General features: G+C 72.9%; 25 protein-coding genes. 19 read left to right on the top strand and 6 right to left on the bottom strand.

Features of this window, described 5'->3' with window-relative positions; all coding sequences use genetic code 11:
• Positions 1-8: 8 nt before the first annotated feature.
• Entirely contained in the window at positions 9-341 is a 333-nt protein-coding gene (locus ACIBD9_RS22780; RefSeq protein WP_396720566.1) for a nuclear transport factor 2 family protein, read from the bottom strand.
• 180 nt (positions 342-521) lie between these two features.
• On the opposite strand from ACIBD9_RS22780, the gene ACIBD9_RS22775 reads away from it, so the two are divergent.
• Together ACIBD9_RS22775 and ACIBD9_RS22770 are read left to right on the top strand one after the other, a co-directional pair.
• The gene (locus ACIBD9_RS22775) at positions 522-908 is read left to right on the top strand and encodes a DUF2267 domain-containing protein (protein ID WP_396720564.1); all 387 of its coding nucleotides are present in this window, start codon (positions 522-524) and stop codon (positions 906-908) included.
• 172 nt (positions 909-1,080) lie between these two features.
• A complete protein-coding gene (locus ACIBD9_RS22770; protein WP_396720769.1) occupies positions 1,081-2,046 on the top strand; it encodes a hypothetical protein in 966 nt (321 codons plus the stop codon).
• A gap of 74 nt (positions 2,047-2,120) precedes the next feature.
• Here the strand turns inward: ACIBD9_RS22770 and ACIBD9_RS22765 are convergent, their stop codons facing one another.
• Both ACIBD9_RS22765 and ACIBD9_RS22760 read right to left on the bottom strand, forming a co-directional pair.
• On the bottom strand, positions 2,121-4,526 hold the full coding sequence (locus ACIBD9_RS22765; RefSeq protein ID WP_396720562.1) for an RICIN domain-containing protein: 2,406 nt from the start codon (positions 4,524-4,526) through the stop codon (positions 2,121-2,123).
• Between the two features lie 247 nt (positions 4,527-4,773).
• Positions 4,774-5,640, bottom strand: coding sequence for a copper resistance protein CopC (locus tag ACIBD9_RS22760; RefSeq protein ID WP_396720560.1), 867 nt, complete (start codon positions 5,638-5,640; stop codon positions 4,774-4,776).
• A 103-nt stretch (positions 5,641-5,743) separates the two neighbouring features.
• Here ACIBD9_RS22760 and ACIBD9_RS22755 point away from each other — a divergent pair, with 103 nt between their 5' ends.
• Genes ACIBD9_RS22755 through ACIBD9_RS22745 form a run of 3 tightly spaced genes read left to right on the top strand, consistent with a single transcriptional unit; the run spans position 5,744 to position 8,370 of the window.
• A complete protein-coding gene (locus ACIBD9_RS22755; RefSeq protein WP_396720558.1) occupies positions 5,744-6,220 on the top strand; it encodes a hypothetical protein in 477 nt (158 codons plus the stop codon).
• 5 nt (positions 6,221-6,225) lie between these two features.
• Positions 6,226-7,566 (top strand): hypothetical protein, encoded by a 1,341-nt coding sequence (locus ACIBD9_RS22750; protein WP_396720556.1) that lies wholly within the window; start codon positions 6,226-6,228, stop codon positions 7,564-7,566.
• A 36-nt stretch (positions 7,567-7,602) separates the two neighbouring features.
• A complete protein-coding gene (locus ACIBD9_RS22745; RefSeq protein ID WP_396720554.1) occupies positions 7,603-8,370 on the top strand; it encodes a nucleotidyltransferase domain-containing protein in 768 nt (255 codons plus the stop codon).
• Positions 8,371-8,432: 62 nt separating this feature from the next.
• Here the strand turns inward: ACIBD9_RS22745 and ACIBD9_RS22740 are convergent, their stop codons facing one another.
• Complete coding sequence (locus tag ACIBD9_RS22740; protein WP_396720552.1) at positions 8,433-9,827, bottom strand: dihydrolipoyl dehydrogenase family protein; 1,395 nt, start codon at positions 9,825-9,827, stop codon at positions 8,433-8,435.
• 262 nt (positions 9,828-10,089) lie between these two features.
• Between ACIBD9_RS22740 and ACIBD9_RS22735 the strand changes: the two genes are divergently transcribed.
• Positions 10,090-10,563 (top strand): hypothetical protein, encoded by a 474-nt coding sequence (locus ACIBD9_RS22735; protein ID WP_396720550.1) that lies wholly within the window; start codon positions 10,090-10,092, stop codon positions 10,561-10,563.
• Between the two features lie 83 nt (positions 10,564-10,646).
• Here ACIBD9_RS22735 and ACIBD9_RS22730 read toward each other — a convergent pair whose 3' ends face one another.
• The gene (locus tag ACIBD9_RS22730) at positions 10,647-12,413 is read right to left on the bottom strand and encodes a hypothetical protein (RefSeq protein ID WP_396720548.1); all 1,767 of its coding nucleotides are present in this window, start codon (positions 12,411-12,413) and stop codon (positions 10,647-10,649) included.
• A 269-nt stretch (positions 12,414-12,682) separates the two neighbouring features.
• Positions 12,683-14,257 carry an FAD-dependent oxidoreductase gene (locus ACIBD9_RS22725; protein ID WP_396720546.1) on the bottom strand — a complete coding sequence of 525 codons (1,575 nt, stop codon included), beginning with the start codon at positions 14,255-14,257 and terminating at the stop codon, positions 12,683-12,685.
• A gap of 76 nt (positions 14,258-14,333) precedes the next feature.
• On the opposite strand from ACIBD9_RS22725, the gene ACIBD9_RS22720 reads away from it, so the two are divergent.
• From ACIBD9_RS22720 to ACIBD9_RS22660, 13 genes are all read left to right on the top strand, one after another.
• A complete protein-coding gene (locus tag ACIBD9_RS22720) occupies positions 14,334-14,930 on the top strand; it encodes a helix-turn-helix domain-containing protein (protein ID WP_396720544.1) in 597 nt (198 codons plus the stop codon).
• 55 nt (positions 14,931-14,985) lie between these two features.
• The gene (locus ACIBD9_RS22715; RefSeq protein WP_396720542.1) at positions 14,986-15,855 is read left to right on the top strand and encodes an alpha/beta hydrolase fold domain-containing protein; all 870 of its coding nucleotides are present in this window, start codon (positions 14,986-14,988) and stop codon (positions 15,853-15,855) included.
• A gap of 242 nt (positions 15,856-16,097) precedes the next feature.
• Complete coding sequence (locus tag ACIBD9_RS22710) at positions 16,098-17,081, top strand: dehydrogenase (protein WP_396720540.1); 984 nt, start codon at positions 16,098-16,100, stop codon at positions 17,079-17,081.
• Positions 17,082-17,083: 2 nt separating this feature from the next.
• Complete coding sequence (locus ACIBD9_RS22705; protein WP_196926417.1) at positions 17,084-17,482, top strand: 6-carboxytetrahydropterin synthase; 399 nt, start codon at positions 17,084-17,086, stop codon at positions 17,480-17,482.
• The gene (locus ACIBD9_RS22700) at positions 17,479-18,525 is read left to right on the top strand and encodes a glycosyltransferase family 4 protein (protein WP_396720537.1); all 1,047 of its coding nucleotides are present in this window, start codon (positions 17,479-17,481) and stop codon (positions 18,523-18,525) included. The genes ACIBD9_RS22705 and ACIBD9_RS22700 overlap by 4 nt, the downstream gene beginning before the upstream one ends.
• The gene (locus tag ACIBD9_RS22695; RefSeq protein ID WP_396720535.1) at positions 18,522-19,340 is read left to right on the top strand and encodes a class I SAM-dependent methyltransferase; all 819 of its coding nucleotides are present in this window, start codon (positions 18,522-18,524) and stop codon (positions 19,338-19,340) included. Before ACIBD9_RS22700 ends, ACIBD9_RS22695 begins: the two co-directional genes overlap by 4 nt.
• A gap of 66 nt (positions 19,341-19,406) precedes the next feature.
• Complete coding sequence (locus ACIBD9_RS22690; protein ID WP_387166104.1) at positions 19,407-20,345, top strand: YbhN family protein; 939 nt, start codon at positions 19,407-19,409, stop codon at positions 20,343-20,345.
• A gap of 58 nt (positions 20,346-20,403) precedes the next feature.
• A complete protein-coding gene (gene ribA, locus ACIBD9_RS22685) occupies positions 20,404-21,096 on the top strand; it encodes a GTP cyclohydrolase II (RefSeq protein ID WP_396720533.1) in 693 nt (230 codons plus the stop codon).
• Entirely contained in the window at positions 21,093-21,821 is a 729-nt protein-coding gene (locus ACIBD9_RS22680) for a RibD family protein (RefSeq protein ID WP_396720531.1), read from the top strand. Before ribA ends, ACIBD9_RS22680 begins: the two co-directional genes overlap by 4 nt.
• A gap of 124 nt (positions 21,822-21,945) precedes the next feature.
• Positions 21,946-22,497, top strand: a complete 552-nt coding sequence (locus ACIBD9_RS22675) for a DinB family protein (RefSeq protein ID WP_396720529.1) — start codon at positions 21,946-21,948, stop codon at positions 22,495-22,497.
• Between the two features lie 92 nt (positions 22,498-22,589).
• Positions 22,590-22,997, top strand: coding sequence for a GNAT family N-acetyltransferase (locus ACIBD9_RS22670; RefSeq protein ID WP_396720527.1), 408 nt, complete (start codon positions 22,590-22,592; stop codon positions 22,995-22,997).
• A gap of 102 nt (positions 22,998-23,099) precedes the next feature.
• Positions 23,100-25,790, top strand: coding sequence for an Hsp70 family protein (locus tag ACIBD9_RS22665; protein WP_396720525.1), 2,691 nt, complete (start codon positions 23,100-23,102; stop codon positions 25,788-25,790).
• A gap of 37 nt (positions 25,791-25,827) precedes the next feature.
• Complete coding sequence (locus ACIBD9_RS22660; protein WP_396720523.1) at positions 25,828-26,400, top strand: nucleosidase; 573 nt, start codon at positions 25,828-25,830, stop codon at positions 26,398-26,400.
• The last annotated feature ends 9 nt before the right edge of the window (positions 26,401-26,409 follow it).

Raw genomic sequence — 26,409 nt, 5'->3', positions numbered from 1 at the left:
ACTCGCCGTCAGGGACGGATGTCCAGGGCGCCGATCAGCCCGTCGCGCAGCGTGAACCGGTACCGCAGCTCGATCGGGCTGCCGGGGAAGTCTCCGGACACCCGGGTGACAGCCAGGTACGAGTCGCCCGCCTGCGGTGTGACCCGGACCGGCTCGGCGGTGTACGCGTAGGCGTCCATCGTCTTCTGTCGCCAGGCGCGGATCGAGGCCCGCCCGTCGTACAGCCGGTCCTCGTCGGCGACGCTCGCGGTGTCCGCGAAGCAGGCGACGAAGGCGTCCAGGTCCCGGTCGTTGACGGCCCGGAAGTACCGGTCGATCACCTCGGGCAGGTCGAGGGCCATCTGCTCCTCCTGCGGCACGGGCCGCCGTCGGGCAGCCGTCGGGTTCCCGGTCCGACCCCACCGTACGAGAAGCGGACGGCACCGCGTGGAGCAACCAGCAGAACCATCCCGCTCCAGCTGCCGGGTTTGCTGCCGGTGGGCCCGGGTAGCCACGCGTTTCCGAAAGCGAAGGGCGGGGGCATGGCCGAGCTGGCGTTCGTCGACAAGGTTGCGGCACGCGCGGGTGTTTCGCCGGAGCAGGCACGCCCGCTGACCGAGGCGGTCCTGCGGACCCTCACCGAGCGGCTCTCCGGCGGGGAGGCGGGCGCGTTGGCCCCCCACCTGGCCGACGAGCTGAGCCCGCTGCTGGTCAAGGCCGCCGAGCCGCCGGAAACGTTCGACTACGACGAGTTCCTGCGCCGGGTGGCAAACCGGGCCGGGATCGACCGCCCGGCCGCCGAGCGCGGCGCCCGTGCGGTCCTCCAGACGATGCACCGGGTGGTCGGGCACCGGGAGTTCGAGGACGTGCTGGCCCAACTCCCGGCGGACCTGCGCGCACTGGCGCAGCCGCTGCCGCAGGGCCCCTGAACGACGCCCCGCCGCTGAACGCCTCGGACGTCGGTGACCGTTCGGGCCCTGGTGCGCCGCCACGACACCGGATCTACTGTGCGTTACTGATCGAACGCGCAGTGGTGGTGGTCCCGCGCCCGTCCGCCGGGTCGTCGCCGCTCCGATCCGAGGAGCGTCCCCCTTGGCGTCCATGGTGTCCCCGCGTCCCCTGCTGACCGGAGCGACGACCGTCGTCGCGCTGATCACCCTCACTCCCGCTCCCGCCCCCGCCGCCCCGTCCGCGCACAGCTATCGGGTCGTCGACCTGGGCACCCTGAGCGGAGGCGACGGCGCTGCGACGGCGATGAACGACCGCGGCGACATCGTCGGCTGGAGCACCGTCGCCAGCGGCGCCCGGCACGCCGTCCTCTGGCGCCACGGTGTCATCACCGACCTGGGCGTGCTGCCGGGCGACACGGATTCCAGCGCCGTGGACGTCAACGAGTTCGGTGACGTGGCGATCACCTCCTTCGGCTCGGACTTCCTGACCCGCGCGGTGCTGTGGCGCGACGGTCAGCTCCACGACCTGGGCACCCTGGGCGGGGAGAACAGCGTGGCGATCGGCGTCAACGACCGGCGGCAGGTGCTCGGCACCAGTGAACCGGCCGGCGACATGCCGCACCGCTTCCTGTGGCGCAACGGGGTCTTCACCGACCTGGGGCGGGAGTACTTCTACGAGTTCACCACCGACTTCAACAACGCCGGCGACGTGGTGGGCGGGTTCAACGTGTCGCCGCAGGCCTACCCGTGCACCTGCGTCGGTGGCCGGTTGCGCGACGGGGTGCTCACCCAGATCGGCAGCGAGGCCCTCGGGGTCAACAACCGGGGCCAGGTGGTGGGCACGGCGAACGGGCGGGCGTTCCGCTGGCAGAACGGGACACTGACCGACCTTGGCACGCTCGGTGGCGACTGGAGCCGCGCCACCGCGATCAACGACCGGGGTGTGGTGCTGGGCCAGAGCACCACCACCGCCGCGTGGCACCCGTTCCTCTGGCGCAACGGGGTGATGACCGACCTGACCACCCGGGGCGTGTGGGAGACCGACTCGATCGAGGACATCAACATCCGGGGCCAACTCGTCGGTGCCCGGGGCAACCGGCCGGTGCTGTTCCGCTGAGCGGCGGTCCTCGCACGACGGACGGGTGGGGCGCGGCCTGACCCTCCGGTCAGGCCACGCCCCTACGTCCGAGGTCAGCCGTTTACCCCGCTACTGACCACCCACTTCTGGTGTGCGCCGCCCGCGTACGTGCCGAGCTGGATCTGGGTGCCGTCGCCGGTGCCACCGCCGGCGGCCTCCATGATCTTGCCGGACTGCGGGTTGCGGATCGACCCGTCGGCCTGCGGTTGCCAGACCTGCGCGCCGGTGCCGTTGCAGGTCCAGAGCTGGATCTTCGTGCCGTTCGCGGTGCCGGCGTTGTCGATGTCCAGGCACTTGCCGAGCACCCGGTACGTGTCACCGACCCGGGTCCACGACTGCGCGGCGGTGCCGTTGCAGGTCCAGAGCTGGATCTTCGTACCGTCGGCGGTGCCCGAGTTGTCGACGTCCAGGCACTTGCCGCCGACGCCGGTGATGGTGCCGCCGGTCGGTGGCGGGGGACTGCCCGGGATGGAGTTGAGCGTGTACCACGCCTCGGTGCTCCACAGTGACTGGCCGCTGGTGGAGGTGAACGGGCGCGGTGAGCGCAGGTGCACCACCCGGCCCGCCTTGCGGCCGGCCACCGCGAGGCTGACCTTCTTGCCGTCCGCCGAGAGGGTGGCTGAGGTGACGGTCAGCGTCTCCTCGTCGACCTTCGGCCCGCCGTAGTTCGACGTCGCCACGTACCGCCATTGCTTGATCTTGTAACGCGCGGCCAGCTCGGCGGCGGTCGCCGCCGAGACGGGCTGGGTGTACTCCACCTCGAAGCCGGTCGTGGTGGCGCGCATCGCGAGCATCTCGAACGTGGTGGCGGTGTTCGGGGTGAGCTTCTGCAGGCCGTACGACAGCTTGCCGGTCTGGCCCCAGTTGCCGCCCGCGCCGAGCCCGCCGACGTAGATCGCGCCGTCCGGGCCGACGTTGACCTCGGAGACGCCCGCCTCCAGGCCCTGGGTGAGCCGGAACAGGGCGCCCTGGTACTCGCCGTTGACCTTCTCCACATTCGCCCGTTGCAGGCCGCCGTACGTCACGTCGCCGATGACGAACTGGCCGGCGTACCGGCCGCTGGTCAGGTACATCGGCGTGCTGGGCGAGTTGGCGATCTCGTTCTGCGGCATCCAGAGCACCGGCGGGGTGACAGCGGCGGTGTCGAACGGGCCGGCCGGGTTGGTGTAGTGGTTGAAGAACCGGCCCTGCTTGATGTGCACCAGCTTCGAGGAGGGCAGCCAGCCGCCCTGGTTGTCGGTGACGAAGATGCCGCCCTCCGGGCCCCAGCCGATGCCGTGCGGCGTCCGCAGGCCGCCGGCGACGTAGCTGACCGCGCCGGTGTCCTTGTTGACCTTGAGGGTGGTGCCCCGATTGGTGGCGGGCTGCGGGTTGGTGGTGGCTCCGCCGGAGTTGATCGACACCGACAGGTTCAGATAGAAGAACCCGTCCTGGTAGAGCAGGCCGAACGCGAACTCGTGGAAGTTGCCGCCGTACGGCCAGGTGGCGACGGTCTCCAGGCGCTCGGCGACCTCGTCACCGCCGGTGTTCACCAGTCGGGTCAACCGCTGTTTCTCGGTCACGTAGACCACCCCGTCGACGACCTTCAGGCCCATGGGTTCCTTCAGGCCGCCGGCGATCTTCTTGGTGGTCACGTTGCCCGGGCTCGTCGCTCCGCCGGTGTTGCCGAGGATCCAGACCTCGCCGTCCTGGGAGGTGCCGGACTGGTCGCTGCCGCCCCAGGTGCTGATGACCAACCGGCCGTCGGCCAGCCAGTCCATGCCGGTGACCTTCGGCTGGAAGCCGCTGGGCCGCAGGTTGGTCAGCGTGTAGCCGGGGTGCACACCGGTCAGCGGCAGGCCGTCGCCGGGGGAGTCGGAGACCCCCTCGCACTCCTTGCGCCCGGGTGCGGTCACCCGGACCACGCCCGCGTCGGTGCTCAGCGCCGAGTTCGGTACGACCACGAAGGTCGAGGAACCGGGCGTCTTCCACTCCAGGGTGATCTGCTGCCCGCCGCCACGCTCGAAGTGGTCGATGCGCAGCGGGTGCAGGCCGGCGGTGAGGGTGACCGTGCCCTCCTTGGGCGGGGTCGCGCCGTGCAGGCCGTCATGGTTGATGACCACGGCGTTGTCGATCGACAGCTTGGATCCGTCGTCGCTGCTGAGCCGGAACGTGTAGCTGCCGGCCTGGGTGGTGGTGATGTTGCCGAGCACCTGCGAGACGAAGTTGTCCTCGAAGCCGAAGTCGGCCGCCGAGGTCCAGTTGATGGTGGACATCAGTTTGTCCACGTTCGGCGTCTGGGCGGGCTTGAGGGTGCACAGCTCGGACAGCGGCACCTGCACGTCGAAGACGCGCAGCGTGACGCCCGGTTCCTGCGCGGGGGCGGCGCTGGCGGGGACGGCCCAGAGGCCGGCGGCGAGGACGAGTGCCAGTGCACCCAGGACGGGATGGTGGAGTCGGCGTAGCAGGTGTGTGGCCATCGTTCCTCCAGGAGGCTATGGAGTGTCCGACGGCCGGCGTGGATCAGCGGTGAGGATGACCGTCGGCCCGGGTCCGTAACGTCCTCGACGCCGACGAGTGACGTTGCGGAAACACCGGGTGGATGGCTCGGAACATTAAGGCGTTTCGATGGGACTGTCCATGGCTTCGCCTCGATACATCAAAAGTTTCGAATGTCCGTGCGAAAGTTCGGGACGGTACGCGGAGAATGCCGGGTCCTGCGGCGGCCTACCGCCGTCCGCGCCGCGCCGGACCGCCGGCCCGGTTGCCGGTCTTCCGAGTCGGGTTGGCGGCCTTGCGGCTGGCGGCGCCGCCCCGACCCGCCGCGCCGACGGCCCGACGGTCCGACGTGGAGGCGACGCGCGCCGCGGGCCGACGGCGGGCCGCCACCAGCACGATCGCCGAGACCACGACGACGATCAGGGCCGGGACCAGCCAGGCCGGGAACCCGCCGCCACTCTGCTCCTGCCTGGCGCCGGCCGGGTCCTCCGCCGGAGCGCCGGTAGGGGCGACAGCGCTGCCGCTGGCCCCGGGGTTGGTCGAGCCCTCGCCCTCGGCCTGCGCGAGCAGCGCCGGATCCGGCCCCGCCGTGGGCGCCGACCAACCGGCCGGCGCCGCCGTGCCCGGGCCCTGGTAATCGAAGGTCACCTCGCCCCGCACCGCCTCACCGTCGGAGGCGACGGAGAGGTAGCTGGCGGTGTAGCGGCCCTTCGCCGGCCAGTGCGCGACGGTCACCATGGCCGGGAAACCTGTGTGGTAAAGCCGGGGCTCGAACACGCCGTTGACCATGAAGTACTCGGTGACCGGCTTGTCCAGTCGCTTCGGCTCACCGTAGGACCAGCCACTGTCCACTCGCGACCCGTCCGGCCCGCTGACGGCGAAGTGCGCGTTCGACGCCGGCTTCTCGGTGAAGTACAACGCCAGCTGGGTCAGCGGCTCGCGTACGACGGTGCCTTTCAGTGGAGTGGACGTCGCCAGCTGGCCGTGCGCGGACGCCGGGGCGGCCGGCAGCAGCAACGACACCACCAGGGTCGCCGCCAGCGCCGCCACGACACGGGTCAGGACCTTACGCACAGTGACCAGCTTCGATCGCATTCCTTCATCATGGTCATTTCCCCGGCACCGAACAAGACGTAGAGTTCTCCTCCCCGACGATCAACCCGACACCCGCCCCCCTCGCGTCGTTCGGAGTCCGCCCGTGTTCGTCCGTACCCCCGCCGCACGCACCGCCGCCACCCTCGCCGCCGCCACCCTCGCCGCCCTGCTCCTCGCCGGTTGTGGGCAGGACGACGACCCCTCCGTGGCCACCCCCTCGACGGCCCCGACGTCCCCCGCCCCGCCGAGCGCCACCCCCACCGCACCGACCCCGACGGCCACCGGCACGCCCAGCGCCTCGGCCAGCACCGCCGCGGTGGACCGACAGATCACCGTGACGATCGCGAAGAAGCGGGTCGACCCGCCGACCGGACGGGTCACTGTCGGTAAGGGCCAGCTGGTCCGGATCACGGTCACCTCCGACGTGGCCGACGAACTGCACGTGCACGGCTACGACCTCGGCGCCCGGCTGCCGGCCGGTACGCCCGGCTCGGTGGAGTTCCGGGCCGACAAGACCGGGCTGTTCGAGGTGGAGACGCACGAGTCCGAGCTGGTGCTGTTCCAGCTCGTCGTCCGCTGAGCGGCATGACGGCCGCTCCCACGCTGCTGGCACACGGCGTCGGTGGCCGCCAGGACCTGCCGATCACGCTGCCGCAGCTCGTCGTCGCCGCCGCGCTGACCCTCGTCGTCACGTTCGTGGCGCTGGGCCTGCTCTGGCGCGAACCCCGGCTCGATCGGGACGCCACCGGCGGTCGCCCGGTGGCGCGCTGGCTCGCCCGACTCGTCGACGCGCCCGCGTTCCGGTGGGCGCTGCGCGGGCTGGGCCTGCTCGCCGCCGCCTGGTTCTGCCTCGGTCTGCTGGGCGGGCCGGACACCGCGGACAACCCGACCGCCGGCGCGCTCTACGTGCTGCTCTGGGTCGGGCTGGCCCCGCTGTCGCTGCTACTCGGCCCGGTCTGGCGGGCGGTCAACCCACTGCGTACGGTGCACCTGCTGGCGGCGCTGGCAACGCGGCGCGACCCGAACCGTGGGCTCCGTGAGCTGCCCGACAGCGTCGGGTGGTGGCCGGCCGCCGCCACCCTGTTCGGCTTCGTCTGGCTGGAACTGGTCGCCCCCGACCGGGCCACCCTGCCGGTCATCACCGCCTGGCTGGCCGGGTACGCGGTGGTCCTGCTGGCCGGCGCGGTGCTGTTCGGCGCCGGCTGGTTCGACCACGCCGACCCGTTCGAGGTGTACAGCACCCTGATCGGTCAGCTCGCTCCGCTCGGCCGGGCCGCCGACGGCATCCTGGTGTGGCGCAACCCGCTCGACGGGATCGCCGGCCTGCGACCCCGCCCCGGGCTGGTCGCCGTGGTGGTCGTGCTCCTCGGCTCGACCATGTACGACAGCCTCTCCAACGCGCCGGGATGGTTGCGCTTCAGCCAGGAGAACGGCCTGCACCCGGCGGTCACCGGCAGCGCCGGTCTGAGCCTCGTCATCGCCGCCGTCGCGGTGGCGTACCTCGCCGCCACCGGCGCGGCGGCGCGCATCGGTCGCGCCGATGCGGCCGACGCCCGTGCGGTGCCGGGCGAGATCGCCCACTCCATCGTGCCGATCGCGGTGGGGTACGTGGTGGCGCACTACTACTCACTGCTGATCCTGGAGGGCCAGCGCACCGTCGCGTTGCTCTCCGACCCGCTGGGCACCGGCGCCAACTGGCTCGGCACCGCCGGCTGGGAGCCGCAGACCGCGCTGGTCACGCCCTCCGGGGTGGCGTCCGTGCAGATCACCGTCATCGTCCTCGGGCACCTGCTCGGCACACTGCTCGCCCACGACCGCGCCCTGTACCTGTTCCCTCGGGCCCGGGCGGTGGCCGGCCAACTACCCCTGCTGGCCCTGATGGTCGCGTACACCGTCGCCGGTCTGCTGCTGCTCTACGCGGGGTAGTCCCGCCGGGTCCCGAGCCGTGCGTCATGATGGCCCGTGGACTCCGATCTTCAGCGCTACCTCGATGACCTCGTCGGCACCGCCCGCGACGTGCTCGGCGCCGACCTGGTCGGCGCGTACGCGGCCGGTTCGGTGGGGCTCGGGGCGTACCAGGCCGGCCGCAGCGACGTGGACGTGGCGCTGCTCAGCGCCGGGCCGCTCACCGAGGCCGCCAAGCGGACGTTGGTGGCCCGGCTGCGGCACGAGGCGCTGCCCTGCCCCGCGCGCGGACTGGAACTGGTCGTCTACGACCGGGCGGTGGCCACCTCCGGCACCCCCGAGCCGGGCTTCGAGGTCGAACTGAACACCGGGGCGGGCATGCCGTTCCGGCGCACCCTCGACCCCGTCGACCGCCCGGTTGCCGACGGCCGATTCTGGTACGGCCTCGACCGCAGCATCCTGCACCAGAGTGGGCTTCCACTGCTCGGACCGCCAGCCGGGGAGGTCTTCGCCGACCTCGCCCCGGCCGACCTGCGCCGGCTGCTCATCGAGGCGCTGTCCTGGTGGCTGGCCCTGCCCACCCCGCCGGACGACCAACCCGCGCCCGGCACCGAGGACGCTGTACTCGGCGCCTGCCGGTCGCTGGTGCGCCACCGCGACGGTGTCTGGCTCGCGAAGGCGGCCGCCGGTCAACGGCTGATCGACGCCGGCGACCGGGCCGAGGTGATCCGTCAGGCGGTCGCCGCGCGACACGGCGGGCCGCCGCCCACCGGGGCGCAGGCCCGCGCCTTCCAACAACGGGTACGCGACGAGATCGCCGGATAGTCGTCGCGCTGGTGCGGGGGTGGGCCCCGCGGCGCTCAGCGGACCGGGCGGCCTCGCGGCGCTCAGCGGACCGGCTGGGACTCCATTGAGGCGAAGAGCAGGTTGAGGCCCTCGGTCATGGTCGGGTGGGTGATGACCGCGTCCCGCAGGGCGGTCCACGGCATCCCGGCGAGCATGGCCAGCTGCACCGAGGTGATCACCTCACCAGCCTCGGCGCCGAGCAGCGCCGCGCCGAGGATCCGGTCCGTGCTGGTGTCGATGACCGCCTTCCACACGCCCTGGGTCTGACGCAGGGTGCGTGCCCGGGGGATGGCGGCGACCGGCAGGTGGGCGACCTGGACGTCGTACCCGGCGCGGCGCGCCTCGGTCTCGGTCAGCCCGATCCGCGCCAGCTCCGGGGTGGTGAAGACGGTGTACGGGATCAGCCGGTCAGCGGTGCTGCGCTGACCTCCGGCGAGGTTGGCCCGGATGATCCGGTAATCGTCCAGCGAGACGTGGGTGAACTGCGGGCTGCCGGCGACGTCCCCGGCCGCCCAGGTGCGCTCGGCGCTGGTGCGCAGGTGCTCGTCAACCTCCACGAAGCCCCGCTCGCTGAGCCGTACGCCGGCCACGTCCAGGCCGAGCCCGTCGGTGACCGGTTCCCGGCCGGCCGCCACCAGCACGTCGTCCCCGATCACCACACCCCCGTCGTCCAACGTCACCCGGAGCGAGCCGTCGGCCTCCCGGTCGACCCGCGCGACAGCCACACCCACCCGGACGTCGATGCCATCATCGAGGAAGACGCGCATCACCGCGTCGCTCACGTCGGGATCCTCCCGGGTGAGCAGCCGTGGACCACCCTCGACCAGGGTCACCGTGCTGCCGAACGACGCGAACATCTGCGCGAACTCCACCCCGACGGTGCCGCCGCCGAGCACCACCAGCCGGGCCGGCAGCCGATCCAGGCGCAGCAGCTCGTCGCTGGTGAGCACCCCGGCCTCGGCCATCCCGGGCACCGACGGCAGATGGGGGCGGGTGCCCGTGTTGATCACCACGTCGCTGCCGCGCAGCAGTCGCTCGCCGCCGTCGGCGAGTGCCACCCGTACGGTCCGTGGGCCGACGAACCGGGCCTCGCCGATCACCAGGTGCAGGCCGGAGTCGAGGAACTGCTGCCGGTTGGCGGCCACCATGCCCTCGACCACGTCCTGCTTGTGCGCGCGCAACAGGTCCACGTCGACCCGGCCGCCGTCCACAGTCAGGCCGAGCGCCGACGCGTCCCGCAGCTGGCGGGCGGCCCGCGCGCTGGTCACCAGCGCCTTCGTCGGGATGCACGCGACATTGATGCAGCTGCCGCCGATCATGCCGCGCTCGACCATGGCGACCCGCTGACCGGACCGGGCGACGTCCATGCTCAACGTCTTTCCGGCCTTGCCGCCACCGACGACGAGCAGGTCGAACTCCTCCGGTTGGTCGGTCACCGGGCGCTCCTCTCGGTCACCGGACAGGGCCGGCGGCCTCCGCTGGTGCGCGGTGGCCAGCCCAGCCTGCCAGCTCCGACGGGTACGGTGATCCGTTCCGCGCAGAATCCGCCCGGGCCGCCACCTCTCCGCGATCTTGCACTTACTGTCCCGACGTAAGGGGGCATTCCGCGCGTCTCGGCGACCGAAACCGCAAGATCGGCGGGGGTGAGGCGGGGCGTCGACTCACCACGCGGCTAGCCCGGTACGGGATCATTGTTGGATGGCTGACATTCCGCTGCGGTTCCGTGCACGGGTCCGCCATGAGGCGGACCGCTCGTACGCGGTGCTGGTCGCAGGACCCGAGGGGGAGGTGCTGGTCGGCGTCACCGGCAGCCTGAGGGAGGTGCGCACTGTGGCACGCGAGGGTGCCGCTCGTTTGTTCGGCGTGCCGACGGAGCGGATCGCCGAGGATCACCTGGACGTGGTGATCCCTCAACCGCCGTACGGGCGCGACGGGCAGTGGGTGCGAATCGTCTCGGCGGGTGAGTCCGCCGCGCCGGACGACGCCATCGACCTCGGAGCGGCCGGACAGGCGCACTGGTTCGGCCACGAGGGAGCCTGGTTCGTCACGGTGGCCGGCTCCGGCACAGGCGTCCATCCCAGCGAGCACCTCGACTTCGCGCCCGTCCTCACCGACGATGAGGTCGCCGAGTTGCGGAGGTACCTCGATCGGTCAACCCAGCCTCCCTCTTGAGAGGTTGGTCGTTGACCGGCGACCGGGCGCTCGGCCCGGGCCGGTGCGGATCCGCACGGGCCCGGGTGCGACCGCGGCTGAGGTCAGTGTCGGCCGGCGCCGTTCTCGCTGACCGGCTGCCCGAAGGCCAGGAACGGCACGGGCGTCGGCGCCTCCGTGCCGATGTGCCGAGGGAAGGTCGGTTCGGCGTCGTCGGCGCTCACCTCCCGGGCTGCCACACGGTCGGACGTCGCCGACTCGTCCGCCACTTCCGGTCCGCCACCGTGCTCGTCGTTCGCCTGCTCGGCCGGGGCCCGGTCGCCATCCTCGACCGGTGTCCGGTCGGCATAGCCGTTCTCGGCCGGCGTCCGGTCGGCGTAGCCGTTCTCGGCTGAGGTCCGGTCGGTAGGGCCACTGTCGACCGGGGCGCGGTCGGCAGGTGCGGAGTCGAGCGGGGCGCGGTCGGGGGTGGCGCGATCGGCGTCCGCTTCGTCCAGGGTGGCTCGTTCCGCGGGGCGCCGGTCGACGCCGAAGCGGTCGACGTTGAGCCGTTCGACGCCCACCCGCTCGGGGGCGGGCCGGTCGGCGCTGGAGCGGGAACCGACCATCGGGTACTCGGCAGTCTCCGTACCACCGGCGGCTGCGGCCATGACCGCGGCGGCCGCGAGGTCGGCCACCCGCTTCGCCTCCCGCTGTACGCGGGCGCGGACCTCCTTGGCGTGCCGCTCGGCGGAGTCGCCGGCCCGACGGGCCTCGTCCAGCCGGGCGCTCTCGGCGGTCAGGTCCCGGCGGACCTCGTTGAGTCGCTGCTGCATCCGGGACAGCTCGTTCTCCAGCGTCTCGCCCTCCTGGCGGATCTCGGCGAGCTGCTGGCGGCCGGTGTCCAGCTCGGCGTGCAGCTCGGCGGCCTCCTGCCGGCGCTCCTCAAGCTCCTTCTGCAGGGCGGCGAGCTGCTGCTGGTGGCTGGCGGCCTGCTCGTCGGCGCGGTTGCGCAGCTCGGTCACGTGCTGCTGCGCCTCGGCCAGCAGCGCGGCGATCTGCTGCTCGGTCGCGCTGCGCTGCTCGGCCAGCTCCTGCTCGGCGGCGGCCTGCTGTTCGGCGATGTCCTGCTCGGCGGCGGTACGCCGCTCGTTGACCTCTCGCTCCACGCTGGCCTGCCACTGGGCCATCTCCTGCTGGTGCTTGGAGCGGGCCGACTGGAGTTCCTGCTGGATCTGGGTACGGGCCGACTTCATCAGCGCGTCGGCGGCGACCCGGGTCTGGTTGAGCTGCTGCGCGCTCTGCTCGGTGATCCGCTTGGCCTCGTGCTGGGCGCGCTCGTGCGCGGCCTCACCGTCGGCGCGCAACTGCTCGGCGTGCTCGCGGATCGCGGTCAGCTCGGCCTCGGCCAGGGTGCGCCGCTCCTCGTGTGCCTGCTCCTGCTCGGCCCGTCGGGCGGCCAACTCCTCGGCCAGGTCCTGACGTGCCTGCGCGGCCCGCTCACGGGTGTCGGCGAGGATCCGCTCGGACTCGCTGCGCAGCTCGTTCGCCCGATCGGTGGCCGACTCGGTGATGATGCCGGCCTGCTTCTCGGCGAGTGCCATGATCTCGCCGACCATCGGGCCCAGATCGTGGAACGAGGCGCGGTCCACCTGCACGGGTTGCTCCTGAAGCTCGGCCAGTTCGGCACGCAGCCGCTGCACCTCGGCGGTCAGTTCACGGACGCGGACGGCGGAGCGCCCATGCTCTCCACTCAGCATCGCGATCTGACCGTCGAGCTGCTCCAGGTGCCGGTCCACCTGGCGTTTGTCGTATCCGCGCAGGGCGAGCTCGAAGCTCGGCCGGGAGGCCGCATCGTCGCGTGCTGCGTGCGGCTCAGCGCCGATGGACATGCACCATCCTCCGTACGATCGGGGCGTCAGGGTCGGCGGTCGCCTGCCCCACGGGCCGTCAGTGTGGCGCAACGCTACCGCCGAGCGGACCTCATGCGAAGTCCTGCCCCACCACCTCTCATGTTGCCGCCCCGCGTTTCCGCGTTCCCGCGCCGATCATGGAAGCGTGGTGCCGGAAAGGTGGTGCTCCACCACCTTTGTCGTCCAGCACAAGTCCATGATCGACGCAGGTCACCGCGGGAGACGCGGGGCGACGTGGTCGCTGGAGGTCAGCGTCGGCGGGCGACCAGGACCGCGTCGTGCAGGGTGATGTCCTCGCCGTCGGAGTTGGTGGCGGCGCGGGAGCGTTCCTCCGCCGTCAGCACCTCCCAGTGGGCCGGTTCCAGATCGGCGGCGACGTCCTGCGCGGTGTACATCATGTCCGGCATGTGCATCCGGTGCGCCGACCCCCACAGATCCGACGGGTGGTGCCCGACGATCAGCAGGACACCGCCCGGTGCCACCGCTGCGGCCAACCGGCCGAACAACTCCCGCCGCTGCGCCGGGGGCAGGTGCATGAACTGCGCGGACACCAGGTCGTACGCCTCCTCGGCGGGCGGCTTGTCCCGCAGGTCGGCGTGGGTGAACTCGATCCGGTCGCCCACGCCGACGGTCTCGGCGTGCGCGGCGGCCCGGCTCAGCGCCGTGCTGGAGATGTCCACCGCCGTCACATGCCAGCCGCGCTCGGCCAACCACACCGCGTCGGCGCCCTCGCCGCTGCCCACGTCCAGGGCGCGCCCCGGGGTCAGGTCGGCGACCTCGGCGACCAACTGCGGGTTCGGCCGGCCACTCCACACCGAGGGGCGGGACTGGTAGCGCTCCTCCCACGCCGGCTCCTCGAACGCGGTGGCCACCAACTGCCGGTACGCGACCACCGCGTCGCGGGTCTCCTCGGCGATGAGATCGGCGTTGATCGCCGCCGCCGCGGTCAGACCGGCCCCGGCGGACGTGATCACCTGGCCGCGGATGTCGGCCACGTTGCCCGCCACCCAGACACCAGGGACGGTCGTCGCGCCGGTCGCGTCGGTCGGGATCTGGGCACCGATGACGTGCTCACCCATCATCACCTCCTCCGGGGCCAGACCCAGCCCCACCAGAACGTCGGCGCGGGGAGTCAGCCGTGTCGCGACCACGATCGCGTCGAGCGCCACCACCCGGCCGTCGGCGAGCCGTACGCCGGTCAGCGCGTCGTCGGTCACCTCGACCGCGGCGACCGGGCCGGGCACCACCGCGATGCTCCGGGCGGCCAGCCGCTCGGCGGTCTCCGCGTCCGGTGCCGGGGCGTCGTGCAGCAGGAGCAGCACGTTGGGGCTCCACTGTCGCCACATCTCGGCCTGGTGCACGCTCAGCGGACTGGTCGCCAGCACGCCGATCCGCCGGTCCCGCACCTCCCAGCCGTGGCAGTACGGACAGTGCAGCACGTCGCGACCCCACCGCTGAGCCAGGCCGGGTACGTCGGGCAGCTCGTCGGTCAGGCCGGTGGTCACCAGCAGTCGCCGGGCCCGCACCGACTCCCCGCCGTCGAGGTTCAGCCGGAACCCGTCGTCGTCCCGGGTCGCGGCCTCCACCCGCCCGGTGCGGAACTGCCCGCCGTACCCGGCCACCTCGGCCCGTCCGATCGCGAGCAGCTCGCCCGGCGGCGTGCCCTCCCGGCCCACGTAGTTGTGTATCCGGTCGGCCGGCGCGTTGCGCGGCTCACCGGAGTCGATCACCAGCACCGACCGTCGGGCCCGGCTCAACGCCAGGGCCCCGCTGAGCCCTGCGGCGCCGCCGCCCACCACCACCACGTCGTATGTCTCGTCCACCGGAATCTCCCTCTTGCTTCGTCGGCTGCGCCCACCATCCGTCGCCGCCGGCAAGGTGGCAACTATCCTTGCCGTTATGGCAAACGAGGACAGCGCCGCGCTGGCGGCCGTCGGCCCCCGGCTGCGTGCCCTGCGTCACCAACGAGGGACCACGCTGACCCAGCTCGCCGAGCTGACCGGCATCTCGGTGAGCACCCTGTCCCGGCTGGAGTCCGGTAGTCGTCGACCCACGCTGGAGTTGCTGCTCCCGCTGGCGAGGGCCTACCAGGTGGCGCTCGACGAACTGGTCGACGCCCCCGCCACCGGCGACCCCCGGGTACGCCCCAAACCGATCGTCATCCACGGCGTGACGTACCTGCCGCTGACCCGCCGACCGGGCGGCGTCCAGGCGTTCAAGCAGATCTTCCCGCCGGACCCGTCCGCCGGGGGCCGAATCCCGCAGGCCCACGAGGGGTACGAGTGGCTCTACGTGCTCTCCGGTCGGCTACGCCTGCTGCTCGGCGACCGTGACCTGACGCTGACCCCGGGGGAGGTGGCCGAGTTCGACACCCGCGTTCCGCACCTTTTCTTCAACCCCGGCCCCGGCACCGCCGAAGCCCTCAGTCTCTTCGGGCCACAGGGGGAGCGGCTGCACGTCCGCGCCCGCCCGGCCACGCCCGACAAGCAGCAGTGATCAACTCGGCTTCCGTGAGCGGGTACGGCCGGACCGTCGGTGCGAAGATGGCCTGATGATCGACGCGACATCCCGAAGCTGGACCGACCGGACCGAGCACCGGGACATCGTCGTCAACGAGGTCCCGGGCTTCCGCCCGGTGACGTTGGACCTTGTCGTGCCGGTGAAGGCACCCCAACCGGTCCCGGTCCTGGTGTGGATCCACGGCGGCGCGTGGCTGTTCGGCTCGCCCAAGCACCCGGCGGACTGGCTCATGGAAGCGGATCCGTTCACCGCCGCCATCCGTGCGGGGTTCGCGGTCGCCTCCGCGCAGTACCGGCTCAGCGGCGAGGCGCACTTCCCCGCTCAACTCGACGACGTCAAGGCGGCGGTGCGCTGGCTGCGCCGACACGGCGACACGCTGGGTGTGGACCGTGAGCGGATCGGGGTGTGGGGCGAGTCGGCCGGTGGGCATCTGGCCTCGATGGTCGCGCTGACGGGGGACGACCAGGACGACAGCGTTGTCCGGGCGGCGGTCTGCTGGTACGCGCCGTCGAACCTGTTGACCATGCAGTCGCAGGCACACCCGTCCGGGACGATCGACCACGACGCGGCGGACTCGCCCGAATCCCTGTTGATCGGCGCCCCGCTGGCCGAGAACCCGGGGCTGGGCCGGGCGGCCAGTCCGATCACCTACGTCAGTGACCAGGCCCCACCCATGTTGTTGATCCACGGCGACCAGGACCTGGTCGTACCGGTGGGGCAGAGCGAGGAGCTTGCCGCAGCGTTGACCGCGGTGGGAGCCGAGGTCGAGTTGTCGGTGGTGCGGGGGGCCGACCACTGTTTCGTCGGAGTGCCGCTGGAGCCCCTGATCCGCGACACCCTGGCATTCTTCACCCGGGTCCTCGCCCCCGAAAACCGGGGTTCTGCCGCGTCAAAAGGGTGACCCGGCGATGCCACCCCCGAATCAGCGAGCTTGGCCATCGCGGTCATCAGGTGATGTGCCGCGAGAGCCGAACCGTTTGGTCAAGGTGGAGCACCTTATGTCAGGTCTGTCCGAATAGAGATCATCCCGGACGAGCTTCGAACTGTGCGCGCCGTACCTCCGTGTTTATGATCGACAACCCCGACCGGGGACCCCGAGGTGGCCGATCGGTCCGGCCCGGAGCAGAGGTGAGGTGCGCGACGGTGATCCGCGAGGCGTACGCCTGCTGGGTGCGTGAACCCGGCGCGGCCGAGATCCGGCCGGTGTCGCTGGCCGACCCGGGCCCCGACGAGGTGCTGGTCCGGGCCAGTTACTCCGGTGTCAGCCGGGGCACCGAGACGCTTGTCTTCGCCGGCCGGGTGCCCACCGACCAGTACGCCACCATGCGCGCGCCGTTTCAGGAGGGCGACTTCCCCGGCCCGGTCAAGTACGGCTACCTCAGCGTCGGCGTGGTCGAGCAGGGCCCACCGGAGCTGCTCGGGCGGACGGTGTTCTGCCTGCACCCGCACCAGAGCGCGTACGTCGTGCCGGTGAGTGCGGTGGTGCCGGTGCCGGAGGGGGTGCCGGCCGCCCGAGCGGTGCTCGCCGGCACGGTGGAGACCGCCGTCAACGCGCTGTGGGACGCGGCGCCGCTGGTCGGTGACCGGGTCACCGTGATCGGCGCGGGCATGGTGGGCTGCTGTGTCGCGGCGCTGCTGGCCCGGTTCCCCGGCGTGCACGTCGAGTTGGTCGACACCGACGCGCGCCGGGCCGGTGTGGCCGGGGCCCTCGGCGTCGACTTCGCCCACCCGGCCGACGCCCGCGGCGACCGGGACCTGGTCGTGCACGCCAGCGCCACCGCCGCCGGCCTGCAACAGTCGCTGGACCTGCTCGCCCCGGAGGGCACGGTCATCGAGCTGAGCTGGTACGGCGACCGCCCGGTGCAGGTGTCGCTGGGCGGCGCGTTCCACTCCGGTCGACTCACCGTGCGCAGCAGTCAGGTCGGCATGGTGGCACCCGCCCGACGGGGACGGCGCAGTTACGCCGACCGACTGGCGCTCGCCCTGGACCTGCTCGACGACCCGGCCTTCGACGCGTTGATCACCGGCGCGTCCCGCTTCGCGGAGCTGCCCGACGTACTCGCCAGACTGACCTCGGGTGACCTGCCCGCCCTCTGCCACCTCATCACCTACGACGACGGAGAGTGACCGTGTTCAGTGTGACCGTGCGGGACCACATGATGATCGCCCACAGTTTCCGAGGAGAGGTGTTCGGGCCCGCCCAACGCCTGCACGGCGCGACGTTCGTGGTGGACGCGACGTTCCGCCGGCCCGACCTGGACGCCGACGGCATCGTGGTGGACATCGGCCTGGCCACCGAGCAGCTGCGGGCCGTGCTGGGCGAGCTGACCTACCGCAACCTCGACGACGAGGCGGCCTTCGCCGGGGTGAACACCACCACGGAGGTGCTGGCCCGCACGGTCGCGGATCGACTGGTCGAGCGGGTGCACGCCGGTGAGCTGGGCGCGGGGGCCCGCGACCTGACCGGTATCACTGTCACCCTGCACGAGTCGCACATCGCCTGGGCGAGCTACGAGCGGTCGTTGTGACCGATGCGGGCCGGGCGGTGCACGTCGTCCTGCCCGGTGACATCGACGACCCGGCCACACCCAGCGGCGGCAACTCCTACGACCGCCGGATCTGCGCGGGGTTGGGGGAGCACGGCTGGTCGGTCCACGAACATCCGGTGCCCGGCACGTGGCCGCACCCCGACCCGGCCGACCGGGCGACGCTGGGCGGGGTGCTCGCCGCCGCGCCCGACGACGCCGTGGTGCTCATCGACGGCCTGATCGCCTCGGCCGTGCCCGACCTGCTCGCCCCGCACGCCCGTCGGCTGCGCCTGGTGGTTCTGGTGCACATGCCGCTGGACGACGAGACGGAGGCCCGCGCGCTGGCCACCGCCCGGGCCGTCGTCACCACCAGCGAGTGGACCCGCAGCGCCCTGCTGGTCCGTCACCCGACGCTCGCCGGCCGGGTCCGGGCCGCGCCGCCCGGGGTGCGGCCCGCGCCGCCCGCGGCCGGCTCGGCGGCCGGCGACCGGTTGCTCTGCGTCGCGGCGGTCACCCACCACAAGGGGTACGACGTGCTGGTCGACGCGTTGGCCACGCTTGTCGGCCGGTCCTGGACGATGGTCTGTGCGGGCACCCTGGCCCGGGAACCGGACCTGGTGCACCGGCTGCGCGACCGGTTGACCGGGGCGGGCCTCACCGAGCGGGTACGGCTGGTCGGCCCGCTGACCGGCGCGGCGTTGGACGAGGCGTACGCCGCCGCCGACCTGTTGGTGCTGCCGTCCAGGGGCGAGACGTACGGCATGGTCGTCACCGAGGCGCTGGCCCGCGGCCTCCCGGTGGTGACCACCGACGTGGGCGGGCTGCCGGAGGCGCTCGGTCACGCGCCCGACGGTGACCGCCCGGGGCTGCTGGTCCCGCCCGGTGACCCGGCGGCGCTGGCCGCCGCGCTGCTCCGCTGGCTGGACGACGACGCGCTACGCGCCCGGCTGCGGCGTGCCGCTCTCGCCCGGCGCGACACCCTGACCGACTGGCCGGTGACCACCGCGCTGCTGGCCGGCGTGCTGAAGGAGGTGGCGGATTGACCGCCGAGGAGACTTTGCCGTTCGCGGACTGGCTGCGGTTGCGTGAGCCGGCCGACGCGGCGGCGCGCTCCGAGGATTTGCTCGACGCCGTCCGGGCCCGGCTGACCGGGCACACCCCGACGGTGATCCACGACCTGGGCAGCGGCACCGGCTCGATGAGTCGTTGGCTGGCCACCCGACTGCCCGGAGCACAGCACTGGGTGCTGCACGACCGGGACGCCGACCTGCTGGCCCGTGCCGCCGAGGGCATGAGCGGGGTGACCGCCGCCGACGGCGCCCCGGTCACCGTCCAGACCCGCTGCGGTGACCTCACCCGGCTGACCGCCGCCGACCTCGCCGACGCTTCCCTGGTCACCGCGTCCGCGCTGCTGGACATGCTCACCGCGGAGGAGATCGAACGGGTGGTGGCCGCCTGCGTCGGCCGGCCCGCCCTGTTCGCGGTCTCGGTGACCGGACGGGTCCGGTTCACCCCGGCCGACCCGCTGGACGAGGCGGTCGAAGCCGCGTTCAACGACCACCAGCGGCGTACCGTCGAGGGCCGGCGGCTGCTCGGCCCGGATGCCGCCGCCGCCACCGCCGCCGCGTTCGCCCGGCGCGGCGTCGACGTGCGGGAACGGCCCAGCCCGTGGCGTCTCGGCCCGGAGCAGGCCGACCTGGCCGCCGAGTGGTTCCGGGGGTGGCTCGGGGCGGCCTGCGAGCAGCGCCCCGACCTGGCCGGCCCCGCCCAGGCGTACGCCCGACGCCGGTTGGCCGACGCGGCGGCCGGCCGACTCACCGTGCTTGTCGAACACAGTGACATCCTCGCCGGTGGATGAACCGTTCACGCCCTGGGTACGTGCACTAGGGCAAGTGGACGATCTTCAAGGGGAGGGCCGGCGCCGATGTTCTGGGCCTGGGCACGAGTGGTCGGCGGGGTGGGTCTGCTCGCCGTCCTGCTGTGGCAGGTGGGCAGCGGCCCGTTCCTCGCCGGAGTACGACTGATCGACGCGCCGGCGTTGGCAGCGGCGCTGGTCATCGGGGTGCTCACCACGGTCTGCGCGGCGTGGCGGTGGAGCCTGGTCGCCGGGGGCCTCGGCGTCCGCCTGCCACTGGCGACCGCCGTGGCGCACTGCTACCGGGCCGTGTTCCTCAACGCCACCCTGCCCGGCGGGGTGCTCGGCGACGTGCACCGGGCGGTACGCCACGGCCGCGACGCCGGTGACGTCAGCCGGGGCATCCGCGCGGTGGTCTGGGAGCGTACCGCCGGGCAGGTGGTCCTACTCGGAGTCGCGCTGGTGGTGCTCGCGGCCTTCCCGTCCCCGGTGCGACCGTACCTGCCGGTCGCCGCCGCGCTGCTCGTCGCCGGCGGGCTGGCCGCCGTGCTGCTGGCCCGGCTCCTTCCCAACGGCGGTGGCTCGCGCTGGGCGACGGCACTGCGTACCGCCGTGGCGGACGTGCGCTCGGGGCTGCTGGCGCGGCGCACCTGGTTCGGTGTGCTTGTCGCCTCGGCGGTGATGGTCGCCGGTCACCTGGCCACCTTCCTGGTGGCGGCGCGTACCGCCGGATCGGACGCCCCGCTGTCCCGACTGCTGCCGTTGACGCTGCTCGCCCTGCTCGCGATGGGCCTGCCGTTGAACGTGGCCGGCTTCGGACCGCGCGAGGGGGTGGCGGCGTGGGTGTTCGGCGCGGCCGGCCTCAGCGCGGCCGAGGGCGTCGCCACCGCCACCGTCTACGGCGCACTGGTGTTGGTGGCCAGCCTGCCCGGGGCCGCCGTGCTGCTGGCCCGTCGACGTCGAATTCCGGTCGCGGCCCGGGAAGCCGCCTCCGGCGGCGACTGTTGAGTCGGTTGTGAGACGGTACGCGTCGCCGGACGACGGTGGCCCCGGACAAAGGAGTCCCATGCCCGAAGCATTGCCGGTTGCCACGATCCGCACGCAGGTCACGGTGCCGCTGGCGTTTCCGGACGGCTACACCACGACTGCCCGGGTGTTCACCTTCAAGGGTCTGGTGGACGGTCGGGAGCACCTGGCCCTCGGCCTCGGCGACTGGGCGGGCGCCCTGGACCGGCTCGCCGCCGGGGGAGAAGCCCCGCTGGTCCGTCCGCACAGCGAGTGCCTGACCGGCGACGTGTTCGGTAGCCAACGCTGCGACTGCGGGCCGCAACTGCGTGAGGCGGTGCAGCGGATCGCCGAGACCGGCGGTTTTCTGCTCTACCTCCGACAGGAGGGCCGTGGCATCGGCCTGTACGCCAAGCTCGACGCGTACGCGTTGCAGGACGCCGGGTTGGACACCTACGAGGCCAACGTGGCGCTGGGCCGGGGCGAGGACGAGCGGGACTACACCGCCGCCGCGCAGATGCTGGCCACGTTGGGCGTGCCGCGGGTCCGACTGCTGAGCAGCAACCCGGACAAGGCCGAGCAGTTGACCCGGCTGGGTGTGGACGTGGCCGAACGGGTGCTCACCAGCGTCTTCCTCTCCCCGGCCAACGCCGAATACCTGGCGGCCAAGGCGGCCAAGGCCGCGGAGGTCGAGGCAGCCGAAGCGGCGGACGCGCTGGCGGGTCGTCCTTATGAGTGGCCCGTCTCCCGATGAGTTCGCGGCCGGAGCCGACGCGGCCGTACGTGCTGCTGAGTTGTGCCACCTCCATCGACGGGTACATCGACGACGCCTCCGAGCAGCGTTTGCTGCTGTCCAACGAGGAGGACCTGGACCGCGTCGACGCGGTCCGGGCCAGCTGTGACGCCATCCTGGTCGGCGCCGGCACCGTCCGACGTGACGACCCTCGGTTGCTGGTGCGCTCCCCGGGTCGCCGGGACGAGCGGGTGGCGGCCGGCCGGCCCGCCTCGCCCACCAAGGTCACCCTGACCGCCCGGGGTGACCTCGACCCCACCGCCCGCTTCTTCACCGCCGGTGATCCAGCCCGGCTCGTCTACTGCGCCACCGGCGCGCGGGAGAAGACCCAGGAACGGGTCGGCCGACTGGCCACCGTCATCGACGCGGGTGAGCCGGTCGACCCGGGCTGGGTGCTGACCGACCTGGCCGCGCGGGGCGTACAGCGGTTGATGGTGGAGGGCGGCGGGACGGTGCACGCCCAGTTCCTCGCCGCCGGTCTCGCCGACGAACTGCACCTGGTGATCGCCCCGTTCTTCGTCGGCGACGGCCGGGCGCCCCGGTTCGTCGGTGAGGGGCGCTTCCCCTGGCACCCGGGTCGCCGCGCCCGCCTGGCCGAGGCCCGCCAGATCGGCGACGTGGTCCTGCTCCGCTACGCCCTCTCCACCCGCTGCCCCACCAACCCGCCCACCCGCCCTGCCGGTTGATCATGAGGTTGGCGGGTGATTCGATCTCCTCAGAGCCCGCCAACCTCGTGATCACCCCGTCTGGCCACCGGGTAGGAGGGTTAATTTGTGGACGGTGGGCGTGGGGGTTCGGGAGGATTCCCGGATGTCTGTAGCGCCCCTGGCCCTTTTGCGCTGGCAGTTCGACCTGACGTGGTCGCTGTTCGAGTACCACCTGGAGCGACTCGATCCCGCGGACTTCCTCTGGGAGCCGGCCACCCACTGCTGGACGGTGCGGCAGAGCGCGGACGGCACCTGGACCCCGGACTGGGCCGACACCGAGCCCGACCCGGTTCCGGCGCCGACGATCGGCTGGCTCACCTGGCACGTCGGCTGGTGGTGGACCGTGACGATGGACCATCTCCGGGGTGGATCGGCGCGCCAGCGCACGGCCGTCGCCTGGCCGGGCGCGGGCGAGCCGAGTGTCGCCTGGCTGTGTGGCCTGCGCACCGAATGGCTGGGTCTCCTCGACCAGCTCAGCGACAGCGACCTCGACCGCATCGCGGCGTTCCCCTGGCCCGACGGGACCGACCACACCGTCACGCACACGATCGGTTGGGTCAACTCCGAGCTGATGAAGAACGTCGCGGAGATCGGTCAGCTCCGGCTGCTCCGCGCGGCGCGGACCGACCGGGACGGCCCGGCTGCTCGACAGTAGGCCGACTCTGTTGCCCAACCCCGCTCGGTAGGGTGGCCGACGTGCCGCGACTGGTGAGGATCACTCAAGACAATGTGGAAGCCGCGTGCCGGGTGAGCGTCCGGCCCGACCAGGAGAGGTTCTCCTCTCCGGTCGCCTGGTCCCTCGCCGAGGCGTACGCCCAGCCCGACGTCGCGTGGCCGCGCCTGATCGTCGAGGGTGACGAGATCGTCGGCTTCCTGATGGGCTTCTTCGACATCGTGTGGGACCCGGCCCAACCGGACGACAGGCGCTCGGGCCTGTGGCGGCTGAACATCGCCGCCGCGCACCAGGGCCGGGGGTACGGCCGCTTCGCGGTACAGGCCGTCCGCGACGAGGCCTGCCGACGTGGGCACGACCGCGTCTACACGACGTGGGACCCGGGGCCGGACGGCCCGGAGCGGTTCTACCTGAAACTCGGGTTCCAACTGACCGGGGAGACCAGCGGCGACGAGGTGGTGGGCGTCCACTCCACCCACTGACCGGGCCCCACCGACCACCCCGGACCGAGTGATCAGCAGTGCGGCGGGGCCTGCGTACGATGCGGGGTCGAGTTCCCCTCGTCGCGGCGGAGGTATCGGGCAATGGCAGGCCAGCACGAGGGTTTCGCGCTCGGCGTCGACCTCGGTACGTCCAACACGGTCGCGGTGCTGCGCTGGCCGGACGGGCGGACCCGTCCGCTGCTGATGGACGGTCAACCGCTCAGTCCGTCCGCCGTCTACGCCGACCCGGACGGCACCCTGCACACCGGCTGGGACGCCCGACGGTTGGCGCAGGCCGACCCGGCCCGCTTCGAGGCGAACCCGAAGCGTCGGGTGGACGAGCCGACCGTCCGGCTCGGCGACCGCGCGTACCCGCCGGCCGACCTGCTCGCCGCGGTGCTGGGGGCGGTCGCGCGATCCGCGGTGGGCGCGGTCGGTTTCCTGCCCCCGGCCGTGGTCACCTGCCCGGCCGCCTGGGACGCGACGCGGCGGCAGGTCCTCGCCGACGCGCTGCTGCGGGCGGGCTGGCCGCAGGCGGCCGAGCACACCCTCGCCGGGCCGACGCCGCCGGGCACCCGGCTGCTGCGGGAACCGGTGGCCGCCGCCCGCTACTACACGCAGGTGCTGCACCGTCCGGTGCCGGTCGGCGGCGCGATCGCGGTGTTCGACTTCGGTGGCGGGACGCTCGACATCGCGGTGCTGCGCAACGAGGGAGCGGACCCCTGGGGTGACTCCGGCTTCAGCGTGGTCGCCGACGGTGGCCTGCCCGACCTGGGCGGCCTGGACCTCGACGCCGCGCTGGTGCGGCGGGTCGGCGAGCTGGTCGGCGAGCGGCACGCCGCGCAGTGGGCCCGGCTCACCCGGCCCGCGGATCCGGCGCAGCGCCGCGACCAGGTCCGGCTCTGGGACGAGGTACGCGGTGCGAAGGAGACCCTGTCCCGGTCCGCGGTCGCCCCGGTCGCGGTGCCGGAAGTGGCCGAGACGGTCCAGCTGACCCGGGCGGACGTCGAACGGGTGGCCACGCCGCTGCTGCGTCGGGCGGTGCAGCGGGCCCGGGAGGTCATCGCCGCCGCCGGCCTCAGCCCCGATCAGCTCACCGGGCTGTTCCTCGTGGGCGGGTCGTCACGGATCCCGCTGGTGGCCCGCATGCTGCACGCCGAGTTGGGGGTCGCGCCGACGGTGCTGGACCAGCCCGAGTTGCCGGTGGCCGAGGGCGCCCTGACCGACCTGCCGCTGCGCAAGCCGCTACCCGCCCCCGCGTACGCGGGAGCGCCGCTCGCACCACCCGCGCCAGCTCCGGTGAGCCCACCCGCCCCGGCCGGAGCCCCCGCGCCGGTCGTACCGTCGCAGCCCTGGCCGGGATCCACCCCGCCGGCGGGTCCGCCCCCCGGGCCGGGCCTGGCCGGCGCCACCCCGACTCCGCCGGGTGGCGCGACCCGCTGGCGGCGGGCGCGCTGGGTCGTGCTCGGCGCGGTGCTGGCCCTGGCCGGGTTGGCCACCGCGGCGACGCTCTACCTGGCCCGGGACCGCTACCCGGATCTGGAGTTCTCCTCGCTGCGCGAGCTGTCCCGCCTGTCGGCCGGCGCCGAACGGCCGGCCGACATGTGGACGGCGGTGCTCGACGACCGGGCCTATCTGGCGTTTCCGCTGCCGGACGACCGGCTGGAGGTGGTGGCCGTCGACGCGGGCGACGGCCGCGAGGTGTGGCGCAAACAGACCGACGTGCGGGCCGACGACTGGGAGGCGGTCATCGCCGTCCCCGGGGGCGTCGCGGTCCTCGCCGACGCGCCGGGCGACAGCACCCCCCGACCGCTGGCCGTCCTCGACGGTCGTACCGGTGAGCAGCGTTGGCAGCGCGTGCTCCGCGCTGACGACGAGGTGTACTTCGCCGACGACACGGCGGTGCTGGTGGATCGGGCCGCCGACGAGCTGGTCGGCTTGCGCCTGACCGACGGCTCGTCGAGGTGGACGCAGCCCAACCCCCGCGACCGGTTCGCCGGTGGCCGTACCGTGGTCCGGCCGGTCGGCACCGACGGGGCGGCGGGCGGACCGGCCTTCCTCGACGGCAAGCCCCGCGACCCGTGGACGGGCAAGGGGCGGCGACTCGTCCAGGTAGGCGCGGACAGGTCGGTGCGACTGCTCGACATGACATCCGGCGCGGTCCTGCGCCAGTGGGGCAGCGTCGCCGACCTCGACGACCTGGTGGTCGCCCACGAGGACCGCCTGTACGTGGCCGCCAACGAGGGTGGCTACCAGCTGCTCGCGTACGACCTGGGTTCCGACGCCGAGCCGGTGGTGCTGCACCGGTCTGGGAACGACGAGTACCGCCCGCGGGAGCTGGTGGCCTGCGGTGCGCGACGGGCGTGCCTGCTGCAGGTGCCGGACAATGACGTCGCGCGCACCGAGGTGGTGGCGGCCACCGAGGGTGAGCGCGTGATCAGCTGGTCGGCGCCGGGGGTGACCGGCCTGGTCCCGTTGGGTGAGCAGGTGCTCGCCCAACGGGAGTCCCCGGAGCCGACCGTCACCGTCTTCGACGCCGCCGGCAAGCCGGTGCTGCGGGACCGGGGCGGGGTGGCGGTCCGCCTGGACGCGGGCAACCTGCTGGTCTTCGCGAAGGCCCCCAGCATGGTCGCGGACAACCGGGTGCTGGCCGGAGTGTGGGTCGAGTCCGGGGAGGTCGACGAGTTGGGTGAGCTGAAGGATGTGCGCAGCTCGTCCTGCTCGTGGAACACCCGCGTGATCGCCTGTGGCGCGGACAAGGACTTCGTGCTGTACCGCTTCACCGACGACTGAGGTGAACGGCCCACGGGCCGGCTCGTACGATGCTCCGGTGAATCTTCGAGGTACGGTCCGCGCCGATCGTCCGTTGGTGGTGCTCGCCGTCGGGGAGGAGGCCCGCTACCTGCCGCCCGAGCTGCCGGTCCTGCTCACCGGCATGGGCAAGGTGAACGCCGCCGCCGCGGTGGCCGCGGTGCTGGCCGCCGGGCCGCGCCCCGCCCTGCTGCTCAACCTGGGTACGGCCGGGGCGTTGCGCCCCGGGTTGGTCGGCATCCACGAGGTGGCCACCGTGCTCCAGCACGACCTGGACACCGACCTGTTGCGCACGCTCACCGGCGAGACCTACGGGGCGCCGCTGTCGCTGGCCGCCGAGGGCGCGGTGCTGGCCACCGGTGACACCTTCGTGGCCGACGACGCGGAGCGGGACCGGTTGGCGCAGCGTGCCGACCTGGTCGACATGGAGGGGTACGCGGTGGCCTGGGCCGCCGCGCAGGCCGGCGTGCCGTGCCGGCTGGTCAAGCAGGTCAGCGACGAGGCGGGCGACGGCGCTGCCCGGACCTGGCAGGAGTCGGTGGACGCGTGCGCCCGGGACCTCGCCGAGTGGGCTGGTCGACACCTCGCCTGACCGTCGAGG

This window comes from Micromonospora sp. NPDC050784 (genome assembly GCF_044456765.1).
GTDB lineage: Bacteria > Actinomycetota > Actinomycetes > Mycobacteriales > Micromonosporaceae > Micromonospora > Micromonospora foliorum.
The sequence above is the reverse complement of the archived record's forward strand: the minus strand, read 5'-3'. Positions and strand labels throughout refer to the sequence as shown.